This is a genomic window from Stappia sp. (assembly GCF_048261845.1).
Taxonomy (GTDB): domain Bacteria; phylum Pseudomonadota; class Alphaproteobacteria; order Rhizobiales; family Stappiaceae; genus Stappia.
On sequence record NZ_JBLXFR010000121.1, the window covers coordinates 1 to 6,173 of the forward strand.

Consider the following 6,173-nt stretch of genomic DNA (forward strand, 5'->3'; position numbering starts at 1 on the left):
GCGCGATGGCGGCGCTGGCGCCGGCGACCGGGTCGAGCGTGGTTTCCTCGATCGCGTCCGGCGCGGCGCCGGCGGCCTCGGGCGCGGCCTCGGCGTCGGGTTCCGGGGCGGCCTCTTCGCGCCGAAGGGCGGTGACATTCAGCTCTTGCGGCGCTCCGGCGAGCATCCCCAGCGCGGCCGCGGCATCCGAGGAGATCTGGAAGCGCGGCCCCGGGATCTCGCGTTCGCGCCTGAACAGCGCGCCGATTACGAACTTGCCGTTGGCGGTGTTGCGGATGATCACGCGCTCGGGGTCCTTGACGTCGGAATGGGCGACCCAGACCCCGCCGAGCGATGGCCGCCCGTCCCAGAGGCCCTCGTCGGTGACCTGGAAGATCTCGGGCGCCTCGACGTCACGCTCGACCAGCTTGGTAGACTTGGCCGGTTGCGGCGCGCCCTCGCTGTCCGCGCCGCCGCCGCCAAGGCTGAAGCCGCCGCTCTCTTCGCAACCCGCAAGCGCAGCCGCGAGGGCCAGCGCACAGGCGAGGCGCGCCGCGCGTCCGGTCAACCGATTGCCCGCATTGGAAAATGTCATCTCATGCCCCTCGTCCCGCCGGCGGCGCCCATCCCCGGGCGCCGGGCGGCCCGACTGTCTGCTCTTGTCCGGCCCAGATCTTGCCGTCAGGCCCGGTGGGCGGCAGTCTAGCGGCATGAGGGAGGCAAGAAAAGCACCCCTGCCGCCTTCGGCGGATTTTCCCATCCCCAACCTTCCAGAATCGTCCACCCGCGTTTACTCAGGGGCGTCGGAGGAGTGGCAGAGTGGTCGATTGCACCGGTCTTGAAAACCGACGTAGGTGAAAGCCTACCGTGGGTTCGAATCCCACCTCCTCCGCCACTTGCCCGGTTGTGAACCCGTCAAGGCCACGCGACCGAGGGAGATTTTTCCTATTTGCGAAAAGCCAGCCGGACAGGCGCGAGTCGGGATCGTCGCGACCTAGGTGCGAAACCCTTCGCGATGACGTGCGGATGGACGAAGAGTGGGGCGGGGCAGCGCAAACGCGCGCCGATGGAACCGGACGCGGCCCGGGGCGTTAACCTTCTCATAAACCAATTCGGCAAGGATCAAAGCAAGGATCGAACCGGCGACAGAGGGAGTGCGATGATGCAACGTGCCACCGACGAGTTGATCGAGCAGTTCGAAAAAGAGGGCCTGGGCGACGAGGCAGCGCAATATTTCGAGCGCTATCCGGACAGTTCGCGCTACCTGACCTTCGCGGAGTTGCGTGAGCAGGTCATCATGCAGCCGGTCCTTGCGCGCGCCGAACAGCATCGAGAGCTGAAGCGGGCCTGAGGTGACCGAAGAATCGACGCGTCCCGGTGCTCAGTTTCCGGTACCGAGGTCGAGCTTGTCGTTCGGGAAATACTTTGCCATCCGCACGTCCGCCGCGCGGGCGTGTCCTTCCATCCCCTCCTGGCGCGAGATCCGCGCAGTAGCCTCCCCCAGCCGGCGCGAGCCGTCGCGGCTGGCCTGCTGCCAGGTCACGACCTTCATGAACTTGTGCACCGACAGCCCCCCGGTATAGCCCGCCGCGCCCGAGGTCGGCAGCACGTGGTTGGGACCGGCCGCCTTGTCGCCGTAGGACACGGTGGTCTCTTCGCCGAGAAAGAGCGAGCCGTAGCATTTCAGCCGTTCGCGCCACCAACCGAGGTCCGCCGCCTGCACGTGCAGATGCTCGGGCGCGTAGGCGTCGGCGCAGGCGGCCATGTCCTCGCGGTCGTCACAGAGGATGACTTCGGCATAGTCGCGCCAGGCGGCGTGGGCGTTGTCGCGGTTGGTCCCGGGCAGCGCGTCGATCAGGCCCGGCACGCGCGCCAGCACTGCCTCGGCCAGCGCCGGCGCGTCGGTGACCAGCCAGACCGGCGAGTTGTAGCCATGCTCGGCCTGGCTGACGAGATCGGCGGCGACGATGGCGGGGTCGGCGGTGCCGTCGGCGAGGACAAGGCTGTCGGTCGGCCCCGCGATCATGTCGATGCCGACGCGCCCGAAGAGGATGCGCTTGGCCTCGGCCACGAACTGGTTGCCCGGACCGACCAGGATGTCGGCGCGCGGCAGGCCGAACAGGCCAAAGGCCATCGCCGCGATCGCCTGCACGCCGCCCATGGCCATGATCTGGTTGGCGCCGCTGACCCGGGCGGCATAGACGACGGCGGGAGCGATGCCGGTGCCGGGGCGCGGCGGAGAGGCGGCGGTGACATGCGGGCAGCCGGCGACCTTGGCGGTGCAGACCGTCATGATCGCCGAGGAGATGTGGCTATAGCGCCCGCCCGGCACATAGCAGCCCGCCGCCGACACCGGGATCGCGCGCTGCCCGGCGGTCAGCCCCGGCAACAGCTCGATCTCGAAATCGGCAAGGCTGTTTTTCTGGGCCTCGGCGAAGCGGCGGATGTTGTCATGGGCAAAGCGGATGTCGCCTTTCAGACCCTCGGGAACCCGGTCGCAGGCGGCCGCGATGTCGTCTTCGGACAGCAGGATCGGGCCGTCGTAGCGGTCGAACTTGGCGGCATAGGCGCGCGCCCGGTCCTCGCCGCCGGCCTCGATGTCGTCCAGGATCGCGCGGACGGTGTCCTGCACGTCCCCGGCGTCCGATTGCGCGGTCAGCCGCGCGGTCTTGAGATACGTCCGTGCCATCAGCCTGCCGGCCTTTCGTGTCTCCCGGACCGCGCGCTCAAGCCTCGGCCTCCATTTCCGCATAAGTGGCCTTGGCCAGCTTGATCGCGTGGTTGGCGCGCGGTACGCCGGCGTAGACCGCGACATGCATGAAGGCCTGAATCACGTCCTCGCGGCTGGCCCCGGTGCGGGCGGTGGCGCGTATGTGCATGGGGATCTCGTCGAAGTTCCCGGTCGCGGCCAGCAGCGCCAGCGTCAGCATCGAGCGGTCGCGCAGCGAAATCGCGGGATCGCTCCAAAGCGTGCCCCATGCGCCTTCGGTTATGAGGGTCTGGAAGGGCGTGTCGAAATCGGTTCTCGCCGCCTCGGCGCGATCGACATGCTCGTCACCAAGCACGGCGCGGCGGGTTTTCATGCCGGTGTCGAAACGGTCGCTGGGCATGGGCTGGCTCCGGGAGATTGACGTGTCTCACACCAGTCCTAACCGCTGGGCGCGGGTTTGAGAATGCCCCGTGTCGCCCGCCGTGCTCAGGCGATCATGTCGTAGCTCTGCGCGCCGTTGAAATCGAGCTCGGCGGTCTCATAGGCGACCGAGCGGTAGAAACTCGTGTCGATGGCGTTGCCATTGATGCCGTCGCCGGCGACGATCGCGGGAATGTCGAAGCCTGTGATCGTCGCGTTGAGCTTCAGCACGTCCAGTTCATCGCGCAGCCCGATCGAGAAGCCCGCGTCGGTGCTGAACTGCGCCGCCGCGTCCATCAGCACGTGGTAGCCGATGACCCCGTCGCCGTTGGCATCGCGCGACGAGGCGTTGTCGATCACGAAGCTGTCGCCGAAGATGAACTCCTCGGTGCTGTCGTCCTCGAAGACGATCGTGCCCTTGAGGTCGCCCGCGCGCAATGCGTGGTCCTGGATGTATTGCAGCCCGTTCACCAGGTCGTAGTCGAGCAGATGCGCCGAGGCGCGGGCGGTGAAGACGCCCGCCTTCTCGTAGTGGAAGATCAGCGGATTCAGCGGGTTGGCCAGGCCAAGCGCGGTCGCCGCGATCCCGTCGAGATCGTAGCGCAGCACCACGAGGTCGCCGCCGTTGTTGCCGCCCAGAACGTTTGTCTCTTCGTTCGCCCATTCCTTGGTGACGGGGAAATGCGGGTACGAGAAGGTGTATTCCACCAGGTCGTTCTTGTACGGGTCGCTGAAGACGTTGCCGGTGTAGCTGTCGGTGGTCAGCACGAATTGCTCGGGCAGGCCCGGCACCTCGGCAAGCTTCAGCTCGCCATTCTCGAGCCGCGCAAGGCTCAGCCCGCCGGGGCCGAGAAGCCCGGTGGGAATGCCGAGGTTCATCGGCAGATCGAACAAGTCGCCCGCACCGTAATGCACCGTTCCGGCCGAGGTATTGGCCGCGTCGAAGGTGACGTAGCCCCACATGCCGGCGGTGAAGTCGAAGCTGAGACCAAGTTGCTTCAGCGCCAGGTCGAAGCCGAGTTCCGGGGTGCTGGCGGTGAAAGAGGATGCCGCCATGTCGGCCTCGGCCGAGGTGGTAAAGCGCAGCTGGTCCACGGTCTTGTTGTGCAGTGTGTTGACATGGCCATCGTATTCGACCGTCGCATCGACCGCGCCGCCGCGCACCGAGAGGTTGAGGCCGAGTGAGGCGCTGACGGTCAGGTTCTCGACTCCCACGGCAATGGTGTTGTCGGTGCGGAAGCCAAAGCCGGTGTCGCTGCCGTTAAAGTAGAACCCGCGCGAGATGCTCTGGTCGGGCGCATCGAGGCGGAAGCCGAGGTCGAGCGAGACATCGCCGCCGTCCTCGCTGCCGCTTTCCCAGATGTTCTGGTTGCGCGCGGCAAAGCCCTGCGAGAAGGCGTTGCTTTGCGCCACGGTCTCGACGTGAATGACCTGGCTGGTGCTTTCCTCGTCGCCGTTGGCGCGTTCCGTCGACACCGCGCGCACGGTCAGGTCGAAATTCGTGCTCGACGCGCCCGGCACCGTCAGCAGGAAGTCGCGATGCAGGCTCGCCTCTTCGCTGGCCGGGTCGTAGAGAACTTCCGAGAGGTAGCCGGTCAGGTCACGCACGGAGCCGTCGGGATTGGTCGCCGTCAGCTCGATCCGGTCGATGTATTCCGACAGGTCGAGGTCGGTCTGATCTGCGCTGACGCGGATGATCATCTGCTCGGGGCCCTCGGTGGCCAGCACCTCGACCGAGAGGTCGGGCGCGTCGGCCGCGGCCTCGATCGCGACGTCCACGCCGGCGAAATCGGTGCCGCCGTCGCCGTCGCTGACCAGGTATTCGAAGTGGTCGGCGCCGCTGTAATCGGCGAAGGGCGTGTAGAGGATCGCGTCGCCGGCGATGTCGTCGGCATCGTCGCCGTCGATGATCTCGACGGTGCCGTGCATCGCGCCGCGCACGGCGGTGATCGTCAGCGTGTCGCCGTCGCCGTCGGTATCGTTGTCGAGCGGGGTAAAGACGATGCCCGTCGGCGTATGCGTCGGCGCATCAAGGCCGGCGGCGCCGTCCTCGAAGATGGAATAGCTGTCGGCCACGGCGTCGGGCGCATGGGGCGCGGTGGTCACCATCACCGGGCGGCTGCCGATGCCGTTGACGCGGGCGGCAAAGTCCATGCCGCCGATATCGTCGAGGCTGAGCGCGCCGGCCTCCGAGGACAGGGTGAAGGAGGTCGATTGAACCGCCAGGCCCTCTTTCCCGCGCGGCGACAGGCCGACGCCAAAGTCGAAGGAGGCGGGCTGGCCGTGCACGTTCTGGCCCCAGCCTGCATCCTTGACGCGCCCATGTGCGGTCGAGCGGACATGCGGGCCGTCAGCGGCGAAGCTGCCGGGGTCGAGAAGGCTGGACGTGTCGAAGAACAGCGCCTGGATGTCGGCCTTGCGGCGCGCCCCGTCAAGTAGATCGAGCTCGAACAACAGCGTGCCGTCCGCCGTCTCGGTGACCTTCAGGCGTACCCCGCTCTGGCCGCGGGATGCGGGGATGTCGAAGGTCAGGCTACGTTCGAAAACCGGCTGAATCGCGTCACTGTCACTCGTCAAAAGCCTGACCTCCCTAATGTGCGGGCATCGGAATGCTGCACGATCGGCAAAAAATTTCACGAAGGGTTACAGCCAGTTATGCGCAATGGCAACGCCGAAGCGGCAGAGCGGGGGCAGAATGGTGAATTGCGCGCCGTCCGGGCGCCAATATTGGCGCCCGGGCGTGATCGTTTCCGCTTTGGGAACGGCGGGTGGCGCGCCGCCGTCATCAGGGCGTTGCGTTACTCAAGGCGCAGCCGCGTGAAGTCGTCGTCGAGATAGGGCGCGAGCGCCTGTTCGGACGTGCGCAGCCAGACGCGGTCGTTGTCGATGCGGGCCACGGCGTTGACAAGCTCCAGCGTGCCGGACAGCTTGGTCGCGACGCGCAGCGCGCCGTCGTCGCTGACACCGAGGACGGTGCCGATGAACTCGCCGCGCGCACCGAACACCCTGGCTCCGGCAAGCGAGGCGCGCAGCATCGGCGTCATCACCAGCGCGCTGTTGCCTC

General features: G+C 67.1%; 6 protein-coding genes and 1 tRNA gene. 2 read left to right on the forward strand and 5 right to left on the reverse strand.

The annotated features are described in order from the left end of the window. Positions 1–574, reverse strand: a 574-nt coding sequence (locus tag ACN0T5_RS21495) for a hypothetical protein (protein ID WP_417770647.1), incomplete at its 3' end; no start/stop codon positions are given. Positions 575–784: 210 nt separating this feature from the next. Here ACN0T5_RS21495 and ACN0T5_RS21500 point away from each other — a divergent pair. Together ACN0T5_RS21500 and ACN0T5_RS21505 are read left to right on the forward strand one after the other, a co-directional pair. After that, a tRNA-Ser gene (locus ACN0T5_RS21500) sits at positions 785–874 on the forward strand. Positions 875–1,141: 267 nt separating this feature from the next. Beyond that, positions 1,142–1,330, forward strand: coding sequence for a hypothetical protein (locus tag ACN0T5_RS21505; protein ID WP_417770648.1), 189 nt, complete (start codon positions 1,142–1,144; stop codon positions 1,328–1,330). A gap of 30 nt (positions 1,331–1,360) precedes the next feature. Here the strand turns inward: ACN0T5_RS21505 and hisD are convergent, their stop codons facing one another. From hisD to ACN0T5_RS21525, 4 genes are all read right to left on the reverse strand, one after another. Then, entirely contained in the window at positions 1,361–2,668 is a 1,308-nt protein-coding gene (gene hisD, locus ACN0T5_RS21510) for a histidinol dehydrogenase (protein ID WP_417770649.1), read from the reverse strand. Positions 2,669–2,705: 37 nt separating this feature from the next. Further along, entirely contained in the window at positions 2,706–3,089 is a 384-nt protein-coding gene (gene pcaC, locus ACN0T5_RS21515; protein ID WP_417770650.1) for a 4-carboxymuconolactone decarboxylase, read from the reverse strand. A gap of 86 nt (positions 3,090–3,175) precedes the next feature. Then, complete coding sequence (locus tag ACN0T5_RS21520) at positions 3,176–5,686, reverse strand: Ig-like domain-containing protein (protein ID WP_417770651.1); 2,511 nt, start codon at positions 5,684–5,686, stop codon at positions 3,176–3,178. 221 nt (positions 5,687–5,907) lie between these two features. Continuing rightward, positions 5,908–6,173, reverse strand: a 266-nt coding sequence (locus ACN0T5_RS21525; protein WP_417770652.1) for a hypothetical protein, incomplete at its 5' end; no start/stop codon positions are given.